Origin of the sequence: Desulfovibrio sp. ZJ200, from assembly GCF_011039095.1 — a bacterium.
Lineage (GTDB): Bacteria > Desulfobacterota > Desulfovibrionia > Desulfovibrionales > Desulfovibrionaceae > Desulfovibrio.
Map to the genome: position 1 here is coordinate 1 of NZ_JAAKEH010000034.1, position 19,624 is coordinate 19,624.

At 62.9% G+C, this 19,624-nt stretch carries 15 protein-coding genes and 1 tRNA gene; 8 read left to right on the forward strand and 8 right to left on the reverse strand.

The annotated features are described in order from the left end of the window. Window positions 1–183: transposase (locus G7Y52_RS10345; protein ID WP_165071209.1), on the forward strand; the 183-nt coding region annotated here is incomplete at its 5' end. Between the two features lie 6 nt (window positions 184–189). Here the strand turns inward: G7Y52_RS10345 and G7Y52_RS10350 are convergent. After that, window positions 190–927 carry a YebC/PmpR family DNA-binding transcriptional regulator gene (locus G7Y52_RS10350; protein WP_165071427.1) on the reverse strand — a complete coding sequence of 246 codons (738 nt, stop codon included), beginning with the start codon at window positions 925–927 and terminating at the stop codon, window positions 190–192. A 51-nt stretch (window positions 928–978) separates the two neighbouring features. Continuing rightward, on the reverse strand, window positions 979–1,584 hold the full coding sequence (locus G7Y52_RS10355) for an RlmE family RNA methyltransferase (protein WP_165071429.1): 606 nt from the start codon (window positions 1,582–1,584) through the stop codon (window positions 979–981). A 332-nt stretch (window positions 1,585–1,916) separates the two neighbouring features. Between G7Y52_RS10355 and G7Y52_RS10360 the strand changes: the two genes are divergently transcribed. From G7Y52_RS10360 to G7Y52_RS10370, 3 genes are all read left to right on the forward strand, one after another. Next, window positions 1,917–2,447, forward strand: coding sequence for a superoxide dismutase family protein (locus tag G7Y52_RS10360; protein WP_165071431.1), 531 nt, complete (start codon window positions 1,917–1,919; stop codon window positions 2,445–2,447). A gap of 275 nt (window positions 2,448–2,722) precedes the next feature. Then, on the forward strand, window positions 2,723–4,417 hold the full coding sequence (locus G7Y52_RS10365) for a glycosyltransferase (protein WP_241159702.1): 1,695 nt from the start codon (window positions 2,723–2,725) through the stop codon (window positions 4,415–4,417). Window positions 4,418–4,503: 86 nt separating this feature from the next. Beyond that, window positions 4,504–4,579: transfer RNA gene (locus G7Y52_RS10370), tRNA-Ala, on the forward strand. 401 nt (window positions 4,580–4,980) lie between these two features. Here G7Y52_RS10370 and amrB read toward each other — a convergent pair. From amrB to G7Y52_RS10385, 3 genes are all read right to left on the reverse strand, one after another. Continuing rightward, window positions 4,981–5,883 carry an AmmeMemoRadiSam system protein B gene (amrB, locus tag G7Y52_RS10375; protein WP_165071434.1) on the reverse strand — a complete coding sequence of 301 codons (903 nt, stop codon included), beginning with the start codon at window positions 5,881–5,883 and terminating at the stop codon, window positions 4,981–4,983. Between the two features lie 123 nt (window positions 5,884–6,006). Further along, on the reverse strand, window positions 6,007–7,269 hold the full coding sequence (locus tag G7Y52_RS10380; RefSeq protein ID WP_165071436.1) for a dihydroorotase: 1,263 nt from the start codon (window positions 7,267–7,269) through the stop codon (window positions 6,007–6,009). A gap of 114 nt (window positions 7,270–7,383) precedes the next feature. Continuing rightward, on the reverse strand, window positions 7,384–8,352 hold the full coding sequence (locus tag G7Y52_RS10385) for an aspartate carbamoyltransferase catalytic subunit (protein WP_165071439.1): 969 nt from the start codon (window positions 8,350–8,352) through the stop codon (window positions 7,384–7,386). 527 nt (window positions 8,353–8,879) lie between these two features. Here G7Y52_RS10385 and G7Y52_RS10390 point away from each other — a divergent pair. The 4 genes from G7Y52_RS10390 (at window position 8,880) to G7Y52_RS15005 (ending at window position 12,125) form a co-directional block, all read left to right on the forward strand. Beyond that, a complete protein-coding gene (locus G7Y52_RS10390; RefSeq protein WP_165071441.1) occupies window positions 8,880–9,677 on the forward strand; it encodes a sulfite exporter TauE/SafE family protein in 798 nt (265 codons plus the stop codon). 140 nt (window positions 9,678–9,817) lie between these two features. Next, window positions 9,818–10,684 (forward strand): YitT family protein, encoded by an 867-nt coding sequence (locus tag G7Y52_RS10395; protein WP_165071443.1) that lies wholly within the window; start codon window positions 9,818–9,820, stop codon window positions 10,682–10,684. 21 nt (window positions 10,685–10,705) lie between these two features. Then, window positions 10,706–11,914: an amidohydrolase family protein gene (locus G7Y52_RS10400; protein ID WP_165071446.1), complete on the forward strand. Its 1,209-nt coding sequence runs from the start codon at window positions 10,706–10,708 to the stop codon at window positions 11,912–11,914. 64 nt (window positions 11,915–11,978) lie between these two features. After that, entirely contained in the window at window positions 11,979–12,125 is a 147-nt protein-coding gene (locus G7Y52_RS15005) for a hypothetical protein (protein ID WP_206215265.1), read from the forward strand. Window positions 12,126–12,166: 41 nt separating this feature from the next. Here G7Y52_RS15005 and glgP read toward each other — a convergent pair whose 3' ends face one another. From glgP to G7Y52_RS10415, 3 genes are all read right to left on the reverse strand, one after another. After that, window positions 12,167–16,417: an alpha-glucan family phosphorylase gene (gene glgP / locus G7Y52_RS10405; protein WP_165071449.1), complete on the reverse strand. Its 4,251-nt coding sequence runs from the start codon at window positions 16,415–16,417 to the stop codon at window positions 12,167–12,169. 427 nt (window positions 16,418–16,844) lie between these two features. Beyond that, the gene (locus G7Y52_RS10410) at window positions 16,845–18,272 is read right to left on the reverse strand and encodes a glycoside hydrolase family 57 protein (protein ID WP_241159703.1); all 1,428 of its coding nucleotides are present in this window, start codon (window positions 18,270–18,272) and stop codon (window positions 16,845–16,847) included. After that, window positions 18,272–19,591 (reverse strand): glycosyltransferase family 4 protein, encoded by a 1,320-nt coding sequence (locus tag G7Y52_RS10415; RefSeq protein ID WP_165071451.1) that lies wholly within the window; start codon window positions 19,589–19,591, stop codon window positions 18,272–18,274. The genes G7Y52_RS10410 and G7Y52_RS10415 overlap by 1 nt, the downstream gene beginning before the upstream one ends. Between the last annotated feature and the right edge of the window lie 33 nt (window positions 19,592–19,624).

Genomic DNA, 19,624 nt, shown 5'->3' on the forward strand with positions numbered 1-19,624 from the left:
CCCTTGCGGCGTAAGCCTTGGAATTATGACAAGGAGTTATACAAAAAACGCAATGAAGTTGAGAGACTGTTTCGACGCTTGAAGGGCTACAGGCGCATAGCAACCCGCTATGACAAGCTTGACGCCTTATTTCTTGGCTTCATTCTGTTTGCCCTCATCGTTGAAGGACTTAAAAAGTGTTAACAGACCCTAATCCGTGGGCATGTCCTCGGGAAAATCGACGTTCGCATACACATTCTGCACGTCGTCATTGTCGTCCAGGGCATCCATGAGCCGCAAGACCTTCTGCCCCATGTCCGCATCCACGGCCACCAGGTTCTGGGGCACCATGGCCAGCTCGGCCGACTGCATGACAATGCCCGCGGCCTCCAGAGCATCGCGCACGGCCGTGAAATCGGCCATGGCCGTGTGGATGCTCCACACGTCGTCCTCGTCCAGCACGTCGTCGGCTCCGGCCTCCAGGGCGGCTTCCATGATTTTGTCTTCCGCGTAGGCGGCCTTGTCCACGCTGATCACGCCTTTGCGGTCAAACATCCAGGCCACGCTGCCGTTTTCACCCATGGCGCCGCCGTGTTTGGTGAAAAGGTGGCGCACTTCGGCCACGGTGCGGTTTTTATTGTCCGTGGCCACTTCGACCATGACCGCAATGCCGCCGGGCCCGTAGCCCTCGTAAAAGGCTTCCACAAAGTCGCCGCCCGCATCCTCGCCGGTGCCCTTGCGGATGGCGGCCTCGATTTTGTCCTTGGGCAGGTTGACGGCCTTGGCCGCGGCTATGGCCGCCCGCAGGCGGGGATTGCCTGCGGGATCGCCGCCGGTTTTGGCGGCAATGATGATTTCCTTGGCGGCCTTGGTGAAGACCTTGCCGCGCTTGGCGTCCTGGCGGCCCTTGCGGTGCTGAATATTGGCCCATTTGCTGTGCCCTGACATAAAACCTCCCGAAAACCTTGAAGTAAATAAAAACGGGACTGATACTTTCGTTCAGATCTCTGCCGCGCCGCCGCAAAAGCCCAGGCCCACGAAAAAAGTTTCCTTGCTTTCGGCGCGCGAACTCTTGGGCTTGAAGGATTTGACCGAAACAAATGCCCGGCGCATGGGCGCGAGCAACTCCTGAATGTCCGGCCCCATGAAAATCTTGACGACAAAGCCGCCGCCGCTCTTCAGTCGGGCGCAGGCCACGGCCAGGGCCTCCTGGGCCAGCTCCAGGGAGCGGGCCTGATCCGTAAAGCGCGTGCCCGTGGTGCGCGGGGCCATGTCGCTGATCACCAGATCAAACGGGCCCAGCGCATCGAGTTTGGCCTCAAAGTCGGCCGAGCGCGCAAAGACGTCTTCCTGCATAAAGATGACCTGCGGGGGAAAAACCGTGTCCGTGCTCTGGATGTCGCAGGCCAGCACCAGACCTCTGGAACCCACTTTTTCTGCCGCTCCCAAAGACCAGGAGCCGGGCGCCGCGCCCAGATCCAGCACTTTGAGACCCGGTTTGAGCAGCCGGAACCTGGCGTCCAGCTCCTTCAGCTTGTAGACCGAGCGGGCCGGGTAATTTTCCCGTTTGGCCTTGAGAAAGTAATGATCGCGATATTCCTTCATGCAGACTCCAACGTATAAGCCTACACTTTTTCAGGCGGTTCGCCAAGTGCCGCGAGGGTTCCCGTCCAGAGCGGACGCAACCGCCGGGCCGCCGCAGGCCGTGACATGCCTCTCTCCACATGAGAAAAAGGGCCGTCCATCTGCGCCAATGGCCTGTGGAAACTTGTTTAAAGGCGCAGTAGCACGCATATCTGCTGTAAAAGCAGTATGATCAAGAAAAAGATGTCATGTATTGACCGTCTTTTTAAAAAAGGATAGTCTATTTTCATATCAAAAAATACATGCCGTTCGCAAATTTCCGAACGCGCAGTACTACCAAGGAGAATAAATTCATGAAAAAAGCAACACTTGCCGTAAGTCTGCTGTGCGGCGGCCTTTTGATAATGGCCGGCTCAGCCCATGCGGAAACCGTCAAAACTCCCGTGAACATGATCAGCGCCGACGGCGTGGGTCAGGAAATCGGCTTCATCACCTTTGAGGACGGCGAAGGGGGCATGGACATCCTTGTTGATCTGGCCGGTCTGCCCCAGGGCCCGCACGGCATGCATATCCATCAAAACGCCACCTGCGCTCCGGCCGAGCAGGACGGCAAAATGGCCGCGGGCCTTGCCGCGGGCGGACATTATGACCCCAAGATGACCAACAGGCATGCCGGCCCCGGCAAGGGCGGCCACCTGGGCGATCTGCCGCTCATCACGGCTGACGACAAGGGCGGCGCCAAGGCCAAGCTGCACGTGGCCGGTTTGCAGACCAAGGATATCAAGGGCCGCTCTGTGGTGATTCATTCCGGCGGCGACAATTACAGCGACAATCCCCCGTTGGGCGGCGGCGGAGCCCGTATCGCCTGCGGCGTGATTAAATAAAGGGCCAGGGTTTATTTTTTGTCTGAACTCCCCGCCCGGCGCAGCACAGCGTTTGGCGGGGAGTTTCATTGCGCGCCTCCCTGCGACCTCGGTAAAAGTTACGCAGCCTGCTGCCTTCTGCCGCGTGCCGTCGCGCAAAAGCCCACGTTTTCAGCAAGGGGCGGAGAACGCGCCGGGCCTTGCGGATTGCCTGCCCGGCCCATAAATGCGCTGGGCCTTGACGGATAAATTCGCTACACTGGGCAGGTAAGACTGTTTGAAAACATGAGGCCAGCATGCCCGGTCGCCCTGCTCCTGAAATGCGTGAAAAAGCTGCTCTGCCGCGCCGTATCTGCCTGCCTGACTTTGCGGGCCGCGCAGTGAGCCTGCCCGAAGAACCCCAGGCCTGGGCCGTGGCCGGAGAAGGCGAGTACGCGCTGCTTTTGGGGCTGGGCCCCGGACGAGCGCGGGATTTGCCTTTCCTGCGGCAGCGCGCCCGGGTTTTCTGGCTGGACGAGCCGCTTACCCGACGCCGTTTGCAAGCGCTGCGCCCTGTTGCGGAGCGTGAACGGCTGCCTGCCAACTGGCAGGAGATTTCGCCGGATCAGGCTGTGGAACTGGCCCCGCGCTGCACGCGTTTTTTTTACCGCCCGGGGCTGAGGTTGGCCCCGGAATTCTGGGGCCCGCTGCTGGGCCGCCTGGATGCGGCGCTGCTGGCAGCAGGAGAGAAAAGCCGCATTCGGCCCGGGGTCGCCACGGCGGCAGGACCGGATAGTGCCCTTGCCAAGGATGCTCACAACTGCCGCGGCCCGGTTCTGTTGCCGGGCACGGACCGGCAATTGCTGCACCAGGAATTGCGCCGCGCGCTGACCGTCTGCGGCTTTGCGCCAATATGGGAAGCTCTCCCGCCAGAGCCCGCAAACGCTCACAATCCAGCTCATGGCAGCGGGGCGTCAGCCCAGGGGGGCGGCCAGGGGGCCTGGGAGAGCCTATGGGCCGGACGCAAGCCGGTATTGCTGCTGTCAGTCAATCTGCGCGGCCTTGACCCGGACGGTCGGCTTTTTTATTTCTGCCGGGCCCTGGGCGTGCCGGTGGCGCTGTGGTTTGTGGATAATCCCTGGCATCTGCTTTCAGCCCTGCGCCAGCCCTGGTGGCGCGAGGCTGCGCTGTTCGTGACGGACGCCGGTTTCATTCCCGGCCTCAAGGCCGCAGGGGCCAGGCGGGTTTTTCATCTGCCTTTGGCTGTCGCCCCGCATATGTGGCGCGACGTGCCGGAACAGGATGGCGAGAAAGCGGCGGGCATCGGCTGTGGGCCGCCGCTCTTTGTGGGGCGCTCAGCCTTTCCGGAACGAGAGCGTTTTTTCGCTGCGGCCCGCGTGCCCGCGGCACTGATGGCCGAGGCCGAGGCCTTGCTCTCTCAGCCCCACGGCGCCGGGCCCATGCCGGATGTGCATTGGTGGTTGCAAAAGCTCCACGTCACGCCCTGGCCGGGTCACAGCGTGCGCTGCGCCGGCCTGGGCGCGGAGCGTTGCGCGCTCGTCAACCGCGTCCGCTGGCTCAGGGCCGGGGCGTCCGCGGGGCTGCGCGTCGTGGGAGACAAAGGCTGGCAAGGGCTGCTGCCGGGGCTGGAGCTTTTGCCGCCAGTGGATTATTATACGGTCCTGCCCCGGCTCTATGCCGCGGCCGCAGCCGTGCTCAACGTGACCAGCCTGCTTTTGCCGCAGAGCCTGAGTCAGCGGCATTTCGACGTCTGGGCTGCGGGCGGCCTGCTTTTGAGTGACCCTAGCCCCGGCCTGGAAATTTTCCCTGAGGAGCTGACGCGGCCCATGACGTTGCGCGGCCCGGAAGAACTGCTTCCCCGGCTGGCGGAGTTCCGCGCCCACCCGGCCCGCGCGCATGCCTTGCGCGCGGCCTGGCGCGCTCATCTGCTCGCCGGGCATGGCTATGAGCATCGCGTGGCCCGGATTTGCGAGCTTCTGGAAATTCCATAAGCACAGCCGCGCAGCCTGCTCCCAGGAAAGACTTGACAGGCCCGCCTGTTTTGCCTAAAAAATTTTTCCGCAGTGTTTTCGTTTGTGGGGAAGTAGCTCAGCTGGGAGAGCATCGCCTTCGCAAGGCGGGGGTCGAGGGTTCAAATCCCTTCTTCTCCACCATTTTTTGAGGATAAGGGTATAAGCTATGTGCTGAACCCTATCCACTGGCCGAGAAGGGGACCACCTTCCCGGCCTTTTTCTTTTCCTCGAACCTGTCAAAGGCAGCGGCGTGTCATTAGAGCAGATTACCTTTGACTTTTTATGAAAGTCAAAGGTGGCATTCAGGCGAAAAACGCGGTTTTCGCCTGAATGTACGCCGCGTTGCGGCGGCTGCCGCTTTCGCGTCAGCAGAGCATTTTCAAAGAGAAAATGCTCTAACGGCGCAAGGAGATTTGCCTGTGCCTCTCTCTCTGCTGTCGTCAGCCGTTGGCAGCTGTGCCGCTTTACGGGCAAGGCCGGCAGCGCTGCATGCCGGACGTCTTCAAAACTTTGAGAGTATATACTCTCAACGGTAATCCGCTCTAAGGCCTGCTGTCTTTGAAGGGCTTCAGCCACAGGTGCAGGCCCGCGTAGCCCACCACATGGTCCGTTTCTCCCGCGGCCGCGGCCGAGGTGTCGTGCAGGACCAGTTCCGCTCGCGGCGCGCCCAGATGTTGCGCGGCAAAAAGCGCCAGGGCCAGAGGTCCGGCCCCGCACATGCTGATGTTTTCCCGCGCGATCACGGAGAGCAGGCCCTCGGGATCGCAGGCCAGGGCGCGCTCCAGGGCCAGGGCGTCTTTTTCCCTGGTGCGGCTTTCGCTTTCATAGTGGTTCATGTCCGAGCTGACGATCACGCCCGGAAGCGCGTCTTTCTGCGCGCAGAGCCTGAGCGTTTCGGCCAGGGCCTGCCCGGCCGCGCGCAAGGCCGCGGGCTGTTGCGTGCCCACGCTGATCGGCACTATGCGCAAAGGCTGCCCGTCAGCCGCCAGGCATTGCAGAAAGGGCAGCAGGACCTCAATGGAATGCTCGCCCAGATGAGAAAGCGTGTCCGGCGCAAAGCCGCCGCGGTGATCCGCAGTGCAGAGCCGGGCGGCCAAAGCCGCGTCCACGGGCATGGGCCCCAACGGCGTGAGCCACGCTCCCTGGGGCCAGACGCCCAGCGGTTCTCCCCGGCCCGTATGGTTGGGGCAGAGCATGAGCAGCGTGCGCGGCAGAGGCAGTCCGCTCAAGGTCGCGCCCATGACCCGGCCGCAGTAGACATAGCCTGCGTGCGGCAGCATGGCGCCGAACAGGCGCACGGCTTCAGGGGCGACTTGCTGCCCGGCGTTTTTGCCTCTGAAGGCGGCTTCGGCGCCAAGCGCAAGCCAGCCGCGAACCTCGTCCCTGAGAGCATCGGCGTCAGCCGGGTAAAAACGCCCGGCCGCCACCGGTTGACGCAGCAGCATTGTCCGTCTCCTTGCTATGGGCCGCAGCGGCGGGGCAGATGCGCGTCCGCCGCTGCGGCCCTGCCGCCGATAGCCCCTGGAGGGGGCAGGCCCTGGTTGGCTTGGGAGGAGTCATGGATGCGTTCAGAACAGGCGCGTGCCGCCGATCCAATGGTGCTTGACGCGGCCGCGCAGCGTCTGCCCCAGAAAGGGAGTGTTGCGGCTTTTGGAAAACATGGTTTCCGGGCCCGGGAGCCAGGTCTCGTCCGGGTCCAGCAGAAAGAAATCCGCGGGATCGCCCGGGGCGAAGCCGTTCCAGGGCAAATGAAAAATTTCGGCCGGGCCGCGGCACCAGAGGCGTTGCAGATCCGCCTCGCTCAGCGCGCCCTGGGCCACCAGGCTCCAGGTCAGGCTGACGGCCAGATCCAGGCCGCTGAGCCCGCAGGGGGCCTCATCCAGCGTGCTTTCCTTCTCCTGGGCCGCGTGCGGGGCGTGATCCGTGACCAGAATGTCGATCAGCCCGTCTTTGACCGCGCGGCGCAGGGCTTCGCGATCCTCGGGCGCGCGCAGGGGCGGGCTGACTTTGGCCGCGGTGTTGTAGCCCTCCAGCGCGCTTTCGTCCAAAAGCAGGTAATGGGGGCAGGTCTCGGCGCTGACTTTCACGCCGCGCGCCTTGGCCCAGGCGATCACCTCCAGGGTCAGTCTGCTGGAAACATGGGCGATATGCACCGGCACATGGAGGTATTCGGCCAGCATGACGTCGCGCGCGGCCTGCACGGCCTCGCCCACGCCGGGTTGACCCTTGACGCCCAGCAGGCCGCTGGCCGGGCCTTCGTTCATCAGCCAGCCCCTGCCCAGCCAGGGATCCTCGCAGTGATCAATGAGGATCAGGCCCAAATCGGCCGCGTATTCCATGATACGGCGCAGAAGTTCCGTATTTTCCAGAGGGCGGCCGTCATTGGAAACCGCAACGCAGCCCGCTTCCCTGAGTTCTGCCAGGGGGGCCATTTCTTCGCCCCTGAGGCCCACGCTGGCCGCCGCAACAGGATACAGGCGCGGGCCGTGCGGGTGACTGCTTCGCGCCCGGTCGAGCATGAAGCGCGTCACGCTGGCCGTATCGTTGACCGGCCTGGTGTTGGCCATGCACAGCACCGCGCCGAAGCCCCCGTGGGCCGCTGCGGCAAGGCCGGAGGCAATATCCTCCTTGTATTCAAAGCCCGGCTCGCGCAAATGGACATGCGCGTCGATCAGACTGGGCATCAGCACAAGCCCGCGCGCGTCGAAAATTTCGCAGTCCTCGGGCGCGGGATGATGGCCGGCCGGGGTCATGGTCAGAATTTCTGCCCCGTGTACGAGCAAATCCACCGGCGCTTCCAGGTGGCGGGCGTTTTTGATGCAGAGCTTCATGCCTTGTTTCCTCCGAATGTTGACAAAGCCCGCTGCGGGAGCTGCCAAACTGTTTGAGCGGCGACCGCGCCCGCAATTCAGGCTTGTGGCCGCGCCTGCGGGCCCGCCGCCGGGTCAGCAGCTTCCCGCGTGCTCTCCCGCCGCGTCGCGTCTGGCCAGCAGATAGAGCACGGCCATGCGCGTGGCCACGCCCGCGGCCACCTGGTTGAGCACCAGGCTGGCGGGCGCGTCGGCTATCTCAGGGGAGATTTCCAGACCCCGGTTCAGGGGGCCGGGGTGCAGCACTTTGGCCTCGGGCCGGGCCAGGGCCAGATGCGCCGGGCCCAGGCAGAAGCGGCGCGAGTATTCGGCCAGATCCGGCAAGAGCCCGGCCTGCTGGCGTTCCAGTTGCAGGCGCAGGCACATGACCGCGTCCACGTCGCGCACGGCGCTGCGCAGATCGCAAAAGACCTCCACCGGCCAGGTTTCCACGCCCGCGGGCAGCAGGGTGCGCGGCGCGCAGAGCCGGACCTTGACCCCGAGCAGGCTGAGCAGATGCACATTGGAGCGGGCCACCCGGCTGTGCGCGATATCGCCCAGAATCAACAGGCTGCGTCCGGCGAAGTCGTCACCCCAGGTCTCGCGCAGGCTGAAGCAGTCCAGAAGGGCCTGGGTGGGGTGGGCGTGCCAGCCGTCGCCCCCGTTGACGATGCCGCAGGGCAGCAGATCGGCCAGAAAGGCCGCCGCGCCGCTGCTGGAGTGGCGGATCACGATCACGTCCGGCCCCATGGCCTGCAAGGTCAGGGCCGTGTCCTTGAGGCTTTCGCCCTTGTTCAGGCTGGAGCCGGTTCTGGCAAGGGAATAGGTGTCGGCGGACAGGCGCTTGCCCGCCACGTCAAAGGAGGTTTTGGTGCGGGTGCTGTTTTCCACAAAAAAAAGCACCACGGTCTTGCCCTTGAGCGTGGGCACCTTCTTGATGGGGCGGCGGTTGATTTCCCGGAAGCGGGCGGCCAGATCCAGCACATGCAGCACGTCATCCCTGCTCAACTGGGTGACGTCCAGCAGATCCTTGTGAGGCCAGTGATAGCGGTTGTCGGTAGTCATGGGCGCGGGCCCTCGCGGTTAAAAAAAAGCCCCGCTGGCGTCAACGGGGAAATGAAAAACAGGCAGCTCGCGGACCCGGAAATGCCGAAGCATCCGGCCGTTCCGGCATGTTTCGGCCTGGGCCCGGAAATTTTCGGCAGATGCGCTTCAAACGGCTTCATGTCGAAAATGTTAGGCGCGCTGCGGAGCTTTGTAAAGAAAAAAGTCTGTTGACGCTGGGAAGGGCTTTGACTAGAACTTATCTTACAAATCGCCCTCTGGACGATGTATGCGGAGCACTTCGCCAAAAAACGCGGTTTTCGGCTTGTTCCCGGCGGCTATGCCGCCGCGTCAGGCTCTCGCCTGACAGGAGAAGTCATTTCTGCAATGACTTCCAGGAAAAGGAAGGCGTTGCCGGTCTGGCCGGGTGCGTCGCAAACCACCCGGCGCGGGCTGCACAGCGCGTATTCCCGGAGCGTTTTTTCCGGATGCTTCCGATGAAAAGCGGACAGGTTCCGGCCCCTTTTTCACATTTTCAGGAGACATCCATGCTACTTTCTCTTGCGGTCTATCTTTGCTGTGGCGCGGTGGCGGGCGTGCTGGCCGGACTTCTGGGCGTGGGCGGCGGCATTGTGATCGTGCCCATGCTGGTGGCCATCTTTCCTTCCCAGGGCGTGCCGCCGCAGTATGTGCAGCAGCTGGCCCTGGGCACCTCGCTGGCCAGCATCGTGATCACTTCCATTTCCAGCGCCCGCGCCCACAACGCGCGGGGGGCCGTGCACTGGGACATTTTCCGCAACATCACGCCGGGCATCCTGCTGGGCACCTTTGCGGGCGGCCTGGTGGCCACGCACATGCCCACGCTTTTTCTGAAGATATTCTTCATCTGCTTTCTGCTGGTGGTTTCGGCCCAGATGCTTTCCAACTACCGGCCCCCGGCCAGCCGCAATATGCCCGGCTTTCCCGGCACCAGCGCCGCGGGAACGGGCATCGGCCTGATTTCGAGCTTTGTGGGCATCGGCGGCGGCACGCTCTCCGTGCCCTTCATGAGTTTTTGCAATGTTCCCCTGCATGAAGCGGTGGGCACCTCGGCGGCCATCGGCTTTCCCATTGCCGTGGCAGGCGCGCTGAGTTACATCATCGGCGGTTGGGGGCGGCCGGATCTGCCCGCGTACACCCTGGGTTTCGTGCATCTCTGGGCCCTGTTGGGCATTGCCGTGGCCAGTTATCTCACGGCTCCGCTGGGGGCCAGGCTTTCCCACTCCCTGCCCACGGCCAGACTCAAGCGCGCTTTTGCCGTTTTTCTGATCATCGTGGCCATGAAAATGCTCTGGGGCATCCTGTAGGGTTCCCGCAGGGTTCCCGTGCAAAAAGCGCGGCTTCACGGCACAGGGCGCGGCAATCCGCGTTCCTGCCGCTTTGCTGCCCGCGGCCCGGGCCGGCTCCGAAAAGCTGTCCGCCCTTTTGCGGGCGCACAAGAGAGAAGATGAAGCTGTATACCTATAATCGCCGGCTGGCCGAATCCGTCTGGTGGAATCTGCTCTGGCTCACGCTGGGCGCGCTGCTGGTGACCGTCTGCATTCAGAGTGTGGCCGCGCCGCACGACTTTCTGGCCGGGGGCATTCTGGGCGTGGCGCTGCTGATCTGGTACTGCACGGATCTGCTCACGCCCCTGAGCTGGTATCTGCTGCTCTCCGTGCCGATCTGCGTATGGGGCTGGTTTTTCGTGGGGCGGCGTTTTCTGCTCTATACGGCCTACGGCACGGTCTGCACCTTTGTGTTCGGCATGTTCATCACCTTCCGGATACCCGTGGACAATGAGCTTTACGCCGCTGTGGTGGCCGGGGTGCTGCACGGCGCGGGCGTGGGCATCATGCTGCGCACCCTGGGCAGCGGCGGCGGCACGGACATTATTGCCGTGGCCCTGAAAGAGCGCTGGAACATCCCCATCGGCCAGTTCAGTTTCGGGGTCAACGCCCTGATTTTTATGATCGGCGCGTTCCGTCTTTCGCTGGATCTGATCGTGGCTTCCATGATCATGATGTTCATTTCCGCCAATACCCTGGAATATGTGCTGGGCATGTTCAACCGGCGCAAGCTGGTGCTGATCATTTCCGATCACGGCGAGGAAATCGGCGAGGGCATTCTGGTCAGCGAGCGCTTCGGGGCCACCATGCTGCGGGGCAAGGGGGCCTATTCCGGCTCGGATCGCGAAATTCTGCTCACCGTGACCAACAATGTGGCTCTCAAGCGTTTGGAAAATCTGGTCTATGCCATTGATCCTCATGCGCTCTTCATCGTGGAAAACACGTTTTACGTCTCCGGCGGCCAGTTTGCCCGCAGAAGTTATTGAGACCAGCGGGCGGGGCAAGCCATGACTGCGCCGGTTCTGGCCATCCGGGCCAAAAGCGTGCTGACCCTGGCCGGCGAGAGCCCGGCCAGAGGCGCGCAGCTTTTCGCGGCCCTGAAAAAGATCGACAACGCCGTGCTCCTGGTGCGCGGCGGGCTGGTGGAAGACGTGCGCCCCTGGGCGCAGGCCCGTCTGCCCGTTGGCGCGCGCGTGCGCGACGTGGGGCCGGTCTGTCTGGCGCCGGGCTGCGTCAACGCGCATCTGCATCTGGAGCTCTCGCACCTGGCCGGGCGCACGCTCTGGGGCAAGGGCTTCACGCCCTGGCTGGAGAGCCTCATCCCGCTGCTTGGCGCATCCTCAGAGAATGAGGCGGCCGAGGCTCTGGCAAGCGCCTGCGCGGATCTGGCGGGCACGGGCACGGCGCATGCGGGCAATGTGACCGGCTCGCTGGCCCGCGGTCTGGCCCTGGCGGACAAAGCCTGCCGCGAGATGGGCCTGGAGGTGAGCCATTTCTGCGAATGGTTCGGCTTCGGGCCGCCCTTTGTGGACGATGCGCGCCCCTGGCCGCCGCGCTGCCGCGCCGCCCTGGCCGCGGAGCCTTTTCTGGCGGCCCGTTGCGCGCCTGCCGGGCATGCCCTGTATTCCACGGCTCCAGACGTGCTGCGCGCGGCGCGAAAGGCCTGCGCGGCGCGCGGCAAGGTTTTCAGCTTCCATTTGGCCGAATCGCCGGAAGAAACGCAATTGCTGACCACGGGCGACGGCCCCTTGCGCGACTGCTACGAAAATGTGGTCTTGCCGCAAGGCTGGCGGCCGCCGGGCATGCGTCCCCTGGCCTATGCGGCCTCGCTCGGCCTTCTGGGGCCGGGCGCGCTGGCTGTGCACGGGGTGCAGCTGGACGCGCAGGAGGTGGAAGCTCTGGCCGCCGGGGGCACGGCCTTGTGCCTTTGCCCGCGCTCCAACCGCAATCTGGGCGTGGGCACGCCGCCGGTGCGCGCGCTCATGGAAAACGGCGGCCTGCTCTGCCTGGGCACGGACGGGCTGACCTCCAACAGCGATCTGGATGTGCGCCGGGAGGCCGTCTATCTGCGCGAAACCCTGGACGTGCCCCCGGAAGCCCTGGTGCGGCTTTTGACGGTCAACGGCGCGGCGGCTCTGGGCCTTGCCGCAGGCGGCCGCCTGACGCCCGGCGCCCCGGCAACATTCTGCGTGCTGCCGCAGGCTCTGACCTATTAGGGCATTTTGCTTTTGAAATTATTCAATTTCAAAAGCGGCGCTGCCATCATTTCGCCTGAAAAGCGTGGTTTTCAGGCTCATTCGGCGCGGGCGTCCGCTCCCGCGGCCGCCAGAGCAATTTCAAAGTGAAATTGCTCTAGAGCAGATTACCTTTGACTTTCATAAAAAGTCAAAGGTAATCTGCTCTAATAAAATTAGCAAAACGCTCTAAATCATGCCGTGCCCTGCACACGCAGGACAAGCCGCGCGTTTTTATCCCCAGAGCACCAGGCCTGTTTCCAGGGGCGTACCCAGGCCCTTATGCACGGGCAAAAGCCTGATGCCGTAGCGGTAATGCCCGCTGTGCGTGGGGATATAGGTCACGGAGTATTCCATGCCGTCCTCGGACTGCCGGGGCCGCAGGCGCAGCACTTCCGGCGGTTGGCGGAAGTTGCCGTTGCCGTGGGCCGGGCCGATGACCAGTTGGGCCAGGATTTCCTCGGGCTGCATCTCGCCCAGATGCGCATGCACCCGCACGCTGATCGGCTCGCCGCAGGTCATGGTGTTGCCGTCCGCGCCGCTGATGATGATCTCTTCCATCTTCACCGTGCCGAAGCGTACCGGCAGGTTGCTCAGCCAGGCCGCCAGCTCGCGGCAGAGCGCCCAGTCGTTTTCGGCCAGGAGGTCGCGGCGTTTGGCGCCCGGCAGATAGGCCTGCTGGATATAGTCATGGAGCATGCGGTTGCTGCTGTACATGGCTGTAAGGCTTTTCAGGGAGCGCTTGGACATGGCGATCCAACTGGCGGGCAGCCCGGCGCTGTCAGTGTCGAAGTAGAGCGGCAGCACGGCTGTCTCCAGCAGGGAGTAGAGGGATTCGGCATCCGCGTAGTCGTTCTGCTCGCCGCTGGGCAGTTCGGTGGTGACCACCGGGCCGATGGTCCAGCCGTTTTGCCGGTTATAGCCCTCGCACCACCAGCCGTCGGATATGCTCAGGTTGATGCCGCCGTTGACCGTCAGCTTCATGCCGCTGGTGCCCGAGGCCTCATGCGGGCGGCGCGGGGTGTTCAGCCAGACGTCGCAGCCCTGGGACATGACCCGGGAGACTGCCAGGCTGTAATCTTCAATAAAGAAGATCCGGCCCAGAAAGCGCTCGTCCTGGCTCATGCGCAGCACTTCCTGGATCAGATTGATCCCGGCTTCGTCGGCCGGGTGCGCCTTGCCCGCAAAGACAAGGCAGACCGGACGCTGGGGAGTGTTCAGAATCCGCGCCAGCCTGTCGGGATCGGCAAAGAGCAGGGTGGCCCGCTTGTAGGGCGCAAAGCGCCGGGCAAAACCGATAATCAGGGTGTTGGGTTTGAGCAGGCTCTCCATCCGCTCTTGCTGGGCCCTGGTGAGCTTGAATTTTTGCGCAAAGCCCGGAATGCGCGCGCGCAGAAAGTCCAGAAGATCCTCTTTCTGGGTCATGCGCGTTGTCCAGTACTGCTCGTCCGGGATGGCGTCCACCTTGTCCCAGACCGGGGAGTCCGGCCGGGCCGAAAGCCAGTCCGGGCCCAGGTATTGATTGAGAAGCTCGTGCATATGCATGCCCACATAGGAGGGCGTGTGCACGCCGTTGGTCACATGGCCGATGGGCGTCTCGGCCAGGGGCAGGCTTTTCCAGAGCTTGTTCCACATGTGGCGCGAAACCTCGCCGTGCAGGCGGCTCACGCCGTTGGCCTTGCCCGAAAGGCGCAGGGCCAGAACGGTCATTTCAAACGTCTGGCTGTTGCCGCCCTCCATCTGGCCGAGCTGCACGAACTGCTGCCAGGAAAGGCCCAGGCTGGCGGCAATGCCGCCGAAATAGCGGCCCATGAGATCCAGCGAAAAGGCCTCGTTGCCCGCAGGCACCGGGGTATGCGTGGTAAACACCGTATTGGAGCGCACCCGTACCGCGGCCTCGTCATAGCTCATGCCCATGTTCATGCATTCCTGCAGGCGCTCGATGACCATAAAGGCCGAATGGCCTTCGTTCATGTGGTAGACATGCGGGGCAAGGCCCAGGGTGCGGATCAGGCGTATGCCGCCCATGCCCAGCAGCATTTCCTGCAAGAGCCGTATTTCGCGGTTGGCCTCATACAGCTTGTCGGTAATCTGGCGGTCTTCTTCGGTATTGCGGCGGGTGTCCGTGTCCATGAGGTAGAGAATGACGCGCCCCACCTGCATTTTCCAGACTCGGGCAAAAAGAATCCGCCCGGGCAGCTCCAGTTGGACAAAGACGGGCGCGCCCGCGTCGTCATAGACCAGCCTGACGGGCAGTTGCCCGAAGTTGTTCAGGGGGTACTGGGCTATCTGACGGCCGCTGGGGTCGATCTCCTGTTTGAAATAGCCGTTCTTGTAGAGCAGGCCGATGCCGATCAGCGGCACGCCCATATCCGAGGCGGATTTCAGATGATCCCCGGAAAGCACGCCCAACCCGCCGGAATAAATGGGAATGGACTCATGCAGCCCGTACTCGGTGGAGAAATAGGCAATGGGATGCTCGGGCGTCACGTTTTCGCTCAGGGCGCGTTGCGGCTCGGCCATATAGGCGTCGAACTCGGCCAGCGTCTCGTTGTAGAGCCGCATGTATTCCTCATTGTAGATCAGGTAATTGAGGCGTTCCGGGTCAGCCTCCTCGATCATCCGGATGGGGTTGCGGCATTCGTCCCAAAGCTGGGGGTTTATGGCCATGAACAGGGATTTGGCCTTGTCGTGCCAACTCCACCAGAGATTTGCAGTCAGCTCGCGCAGGCGCGCAAGGGCCGCGGGCACTTCGGCCACGGCCATGATCGGCCGCAGAAAGGGCGTCACGGAACAGGAGGCCGTAAGAATCCGGTTCAGGGATTCGCGGCTGTTCAGCTCATGGCTGCCGCGCTCCGCGGCCTTTTCCAGCGCCAGCCGGAAGGCTTGAATATAGTTGTCGAAAAAATAGCTCCAGGACGTCTGCTCGGCCACGGCGCGCGCGTTTTTGCGCCACAGGGCCAGCTCATCCGGCGGGCAGGCCGCGCTCTGAAGCACCTGCTTGTGCAGGGCCGCCACGGTTTGATCGAAGTTGCTGCCGCGCCGGGGCATCACATGCACGCCGGGCCGCGGCTCGGTCCATTCCTGGGCAAGTTGGCGGGCCCACATGCCGAAGCCCGAAAGATCCGTGGTCAGGGTCGGCACGGACCAGGCCGCGCATTCCTGCGGGGTATAGCCCCAGGGCTCGTACCAGGAAGGGAAGAAGCCGATGTCGCAGGCCGCAATGACCTGTTCATAGGGCATGTTCAGGAAACCGTCGTTGCCGTCCAGCATGGCCGGCACAAAGATCACCTTGACGTGCTTGTCGCAACTGTTGTCCAGGCCCAGACGGCGGCAGGCGTTGATGATCGGGTCCTGCGGCGCGTTCCAGACGAAATGGGTGCTGATGAAGGGCCGCCCGTTGTCGCTGGCCGCGGGATCGCCGGAAACCGCGGCCGGGTTCACGCCGGTATGCCCGCCCATGACCAGGCAGAGCACCAGGATCGAGGTTTCCGTGCCCGCCAGGTTTTGATCCGCGCGGGCCAGGGCCTCCAGAAAGACGTCGACGCCCTTGTTGTGCATTTCATAGCGCCCGGAAATGGCGAAAATACGGGTGTTTTCCGACATTTTGCAGCGCAGGAAGCGGCCGGCCGCCTCCAGGATTCTGGCGCGGTTTGCCAGGGGTTCGCGGCGATCTTCTGAAAAATCGGGAATCACGGTCATGTCCAGGCCGTTAACCGTGATCACGTCGGGCTGGCGGCCCAGAAGCACCGTGGATTCCTCGCTGGTGATCGGGCTCACGGTGGTGAAAGCGTCTGCCTCGCGGGCCGAGGCGCTTTCCATGGACCATTTGGCCGTGATGTTTGCGGCCGCGGCCTCATTGGCCGGGTTGATGCCGCGCAGGTTGCTGTAAATATCGCGTCCGGCGCCGGCCAGGGAGCGGCCGAGGATGGTGGCGTGGGTGGTAAAGACCGTGCCCACTTCCGGCGCCTGTTTTTTCACGGTCAGCAGCCCGGCGCCGCACATCCATTCGTGAAAAAGCCCCACCGAGCGGCCGCCCAGGGGATGCACCAGACTTTCATGTATCGCGGCGATCACTTCGCCGCAGGCCGTGGCGAACATCACCGGCTCAGTATAGTCCCAGCCGCCGGAAAGCGAATCCACGCCGTAATTTTTCCAGAGATCATAGAGCAGTTGGTTGGTGGCGTAGCGTTTGGAAAAGTCCACCAGGATGGCTTTGGGCCTGCCCGGTATGTTCCAGCGGCCCAGGCGGCACTTGAGATCCCGGCTGTTCAGAACAAGTCGCAGGGAGTCCCAGATATGCTCGTCGGTTTCTTCAAAGTCCGCGTTCTGTTGCAGGGCCGGGCCCAGGAGAAAATAATCCTCGCCGAAGGTCTCCACGGCCTGCAGGGCCTTGCTGCTGACCACGGTGTAGATGCCCCCGACCTTGTTGCAAACTTCCCAACTCACTTCAAAGAGGGTTACAGGGACGTTGTCGAAATCCATAAAGGCTCCTTACATTTGAAAAAGCGCAACGTTTCAAAGGCAATCTGCTCCGGGGCGCGGCAATATGACGCAGGGGAGCGCGACAGCAAAAACGCCGGGGCGAAAGCGCGCGTCACGGCAGGGCCCCACGCATGGGGCCCGTTGCGCCGCATGGCGACCGTGGTTGCGGTTTGTGTCGCGCAACGTCGCGCAAGCGGCCATGCCGGCAGACCGGGCAAGCCTTTTGGCCTGCCCAAGACGCCGACATGCCGACGCGGCCGAACGCTCTGACTCCGGGCCGCTGTCTTGCTGCGCCGGGGGGGCCGGGTGAGCATGATCTCTCCGGCCCGGCGCGTTATTTCAAAAACATGCCCATGCCGCCCCGAACACACGGGGCAGCAAGGCTTTAGCTCTGTGCGCGGGCTTGCTGAAGCCGGCTCCGAGACGCTCAGGACATTTTTCTCTTTCCGCCGTTGAGCGTAAAATCGCTTTGGGGCGCGGCCCCGGCGGCTTTTTTGGCTGGCGCGGCCTTGGGCTTTGCCGGGGTTTTTTTGCCGGGATTCGCGGGTTTTTTCTCGGCTTTGGCAGCCTTTTCAGCCGCTGGGGGGCGTGACTTCGCGTTGGCTGCTGCCTTGCGCCCGGCTGTGCCCGCTTCAGGCCGCGAGCGCGGTTTGGCCGCGTTCAGGGCGGCGTGCTCCGCCGCGGCAAGGCGCATTTCAAAATCGGCCAGCACATTCATATAGGTGATGTACGCGTCATACGGGCTGCCGAAGGGATTGGCCCGATCCGGCAGATACCCGGCAAACCACTTGGTAGAAATATAATGGAAATGATCCGAGGTTTGCAAGCGTTGAAAATCGTGCAGCAAATCCGGGGCTCCCAGCTTGCGCACGCGGCTGGCGAGACCGTAGAGGGCGTGGATGGCGTCCTTTTGCATGTCGTTGCCGAGCCAGGCGGTAAGATCGCGTTCCTCATCGGCCCAGGACATGAAATCGGGCACGTCCACCTCGCCCACCGGGGCGATTTTCCGGCTTACCTGCTCGGGCGTGAGGAAGCTGAAATCCTTGTGTCCAAGAACGGCCGCGGGCAGGGCCTCCATAAAGTCGAAAATGCCTGAATCCCGGTTGTGACGCAATCCGAATACATGGTAATCATTGAATATGTTGATAATTTCCGCCGAACCCGCGAGGCTGTGGCACCAGGAGGCGAACTTTTCAGCCGTGAGGGGCCATTCGTTCCAGTCGCGGTTGCTGAAGCGCAGACCGATGTCCGTGGAGAGGGCAGAGTTGCGCAGCAAGAGCCGCAGCTTCTGCGCGGAGACAGGACGGTACACATAATTGGGACTGCGCCAGCCGAGCACATGATCCGCGCCTTCGGCCAGCACGGTTTTGAAACCGTCTTTTTCCAGCGCCGCGGCCAGATCGTTGTTGTAGACAAATTCCGTGTGGCGGAAGGTCACGGGCTTTTTCCCGAACAGGCTTTTGATGCGGGCGCACTGCTCCCTGACCTGGATCTCAAACTCCTCTCTGGAATACAGAAAGGCCAGGGAGTGCGGCGCGGTTTCGGCCATGAATTCCACGCAGCCCGTGTCGGCCAAAGCCTTGAAGCCGTCCAGGACTTCGGGCGCGTACTGCTCGAATTGATCAAGCGCGGTGCCGGAAATGGAAAGGGCCACCTTGAAGTCCTGCGAGTGGCGGCGGATCATTTTGAGCAACAAATCGTTCATGGGCAGATAGCAGGTCCGCGCCGCATACAGCAGGGAGTCGCAGTTGCGATCGTCATCCTCATAGATCGAGTTCTGGCCCATGTCGAAAACAGTATAGCGGCGCAGCCTGTACGGCTCATGAACCTCAAAGCAAAGACAGAGCGCTGGCATCAGTTACCTCCGGATACGCTGCGGTAAGCGGCCATCAGTTGATCCGCGGCGTTTTCCCAGCGGATGGACTTCATTTCTTCACGGCAGTTTTTCACCAGTTCCTGAGCCAGACAGGGATAACGCAGAACCGCGCAGATTTTGTCGGCCATGTCGCGGATATCCCAGAAATCAGCCTTCAAGGCGTGCTTTAATACTTCGGAAACGCCGGACTGGCGCGAGAGAAGCACCGGCACATCGTAGAGCATGGCTTCCAGCGGGGTGATGCCGAAGGGCTCGGAGACCGAAGGCATGACATAGAGATCGCTCAGGGCGAACATGCGATCCACATCCTCGCCGCGCAGAAAGCCGGCGAAATGAAAACGCTGCCCGATGCGCAGCTGCCCGGCGCGGCGGATCAACTGAGGCAGCATGTCGCCGCTCCCGGCCATGAAAAAACGCGCGTTGGGGATGCGATTCAGCACCAGCCGCGCCGCTTCCATGAAATATTCCGGCCCCTTCTGAAAGGTGACGCGGCCCAGAAAGAGCACCCGTTTTTCGTGCCTGATGCGCGGCGGGATGACGTAATGGCGCTCCACCTCGTGGCGGGCCACGGCATTGTAGACCACAACCACTTTCTCCGCGGGCACGCCGTACCGTTCAATGACGGTCTTGCGGGTCAGGCGGCTCACGGCCACCACGAGATCCGCGGCCAGCAGGCCGGCGCGCTCAATGGACGCCACCTGCTCGTTGACGTTTTCGCCGCTGCGGTCGTATTCCGTGGCGTGGATATGGGCCACCAGAGGCTTGCCGGTCAGGGTTTTGGCCAGCATGCCGGCCGGGTAGGTCATCCAGTCATGCGCATGGATCACGTCAAAGCGCTCGCGCAGGGAAATGGCTGCCGCCAGGCGGCTGTAGCGCCGCACTTCGCTCATCAGATCCGGCCCGTAGCCGCCCTTGAGCTGAAACGTGAACGGCGCGTTATGATGCAGGCGCAGGGATTCGCCGTCAGGCGTGCGTGAGAGCCATTGCAGGGATTCGCTGTAGCCCTGCGGGGTGATATAGGGAGAAAGCGGGCTGTCCACCGGCAGGAAATGGACATTGCTTTGCCAGACATCGTGCCCGGCCCGGCGCACGCGTTCCGCCGTCGCAGCGCTGATGGGCGTGCCGGATGCGGATTCCAGCCGCAAAAAGTCATTCCGGCCGCCGTCGCCGGTGCGCGGCAGCACAAAGATGATCTCCGCGCCTTTTTTGGCCAGGGCCTGGGTCATGCCGAAACAGGCTGTGCCCAGACCGCCGCTGATATGCGGCGGAAACTCCCAGCCGAACATGAGCACTCGCATTATTTTTTCCTTGTGTACGGGCAACCGCGCGTG

Bases quoted from the DNA above. Each gene is read 5' to 3' on its own strand.
- G7Y52_RS10350 (WP_165071427.1), bottom strand. From the start codon at position 927: ATGTCAGGGCACAGCAAATGGGCCAATATTCAGCACCGCAAGGGCCGC.
- G7Y52_RS10355 (WP_165071429.1), bottom strand. From the start codon at position 1,584: ATGAAGGAATATCGCGATCATTACTTTCTCAAGGCCAAACGGGAAAAT.
- G7Y52_RS10360 (WP_165071431.1), top strand. From the start codon at position 1,917: ATGAAAAAAGCAACACTTGCCGTAAGTCTGCTGTGCGGCGGCCTTTTG.
- G7Y52_RS10365 (WP_241159702.1), top strand. From the start codon at position 2,723: ATGCCCGGTCGCCCTGCTCCTGAAATGCGTGAAAAAGCTGCTCTGCCG.
- amrB (WP_165071434.1), bottom strand. From the start codon at position 5,883: ATGCTGCTGCGTCAACCGGTGGCGGCCGGGCGTTTTTACCCGGCTGAC.
- G7Y52_RS10380 (WP_165071436.1), bottom strand. From the start codon at position 7,269: ATGAAGCTCTGCATCAAAAACGCCCGCCACCTGGAAGCGCCGGTGGAT.
- G7Y52_RS10385 (WP_165071439.1), bottom strand. From the start codon at position 8,352: ATGACTACCGACAACCGCTATCACTGGCCTCACAAGGATCTGCTGGAC.
- G7Y52_RS10390 (WP_165071441.1), top strand. From the start codon at position 8,880: ATGCTACTTTCTCTTGCGGTCTATCTTTGCTGTGGCGCGGTGGCGGGC.
- G7Y52_RS10395 (WP_165071443.1), top strand. From the start codon at position 9,818: ATGAAGCTGTATACCTATAATCGCCGGCTGGCCGAATCCGTCTGGTGG.
- G7Y52_RS10400 (WP_165071446.1), top strand. From the start codon at position 10,706: ATGACTGCGCCGGTTCTGGCCATCCGGGCCAAAAGCGTGCTGACCCTG.
- glgP (WP_165071449.1), bottom strand. From the start codon at position 16,417: ATGGATTTCGACAACGTCCCTGTAACCCTCTTTGAAGTGAGTTGGGAA.
- G7Y52_RS10410 (WP_241159703.1), bottom strand. From the start codon at position 18,272: ATGCCAGCGCTCTGTCTTTGCTTTGAGGTTCATGAGCCGTACAGGCTG.
- G7Y52_RS10415 (WP_165071451.1), bottom strand. From the start codon at position 19,591: ATGCGAGTGCTCATGTTCGGCTGGGAGTTTCCGCCGCATATCAGCGGC.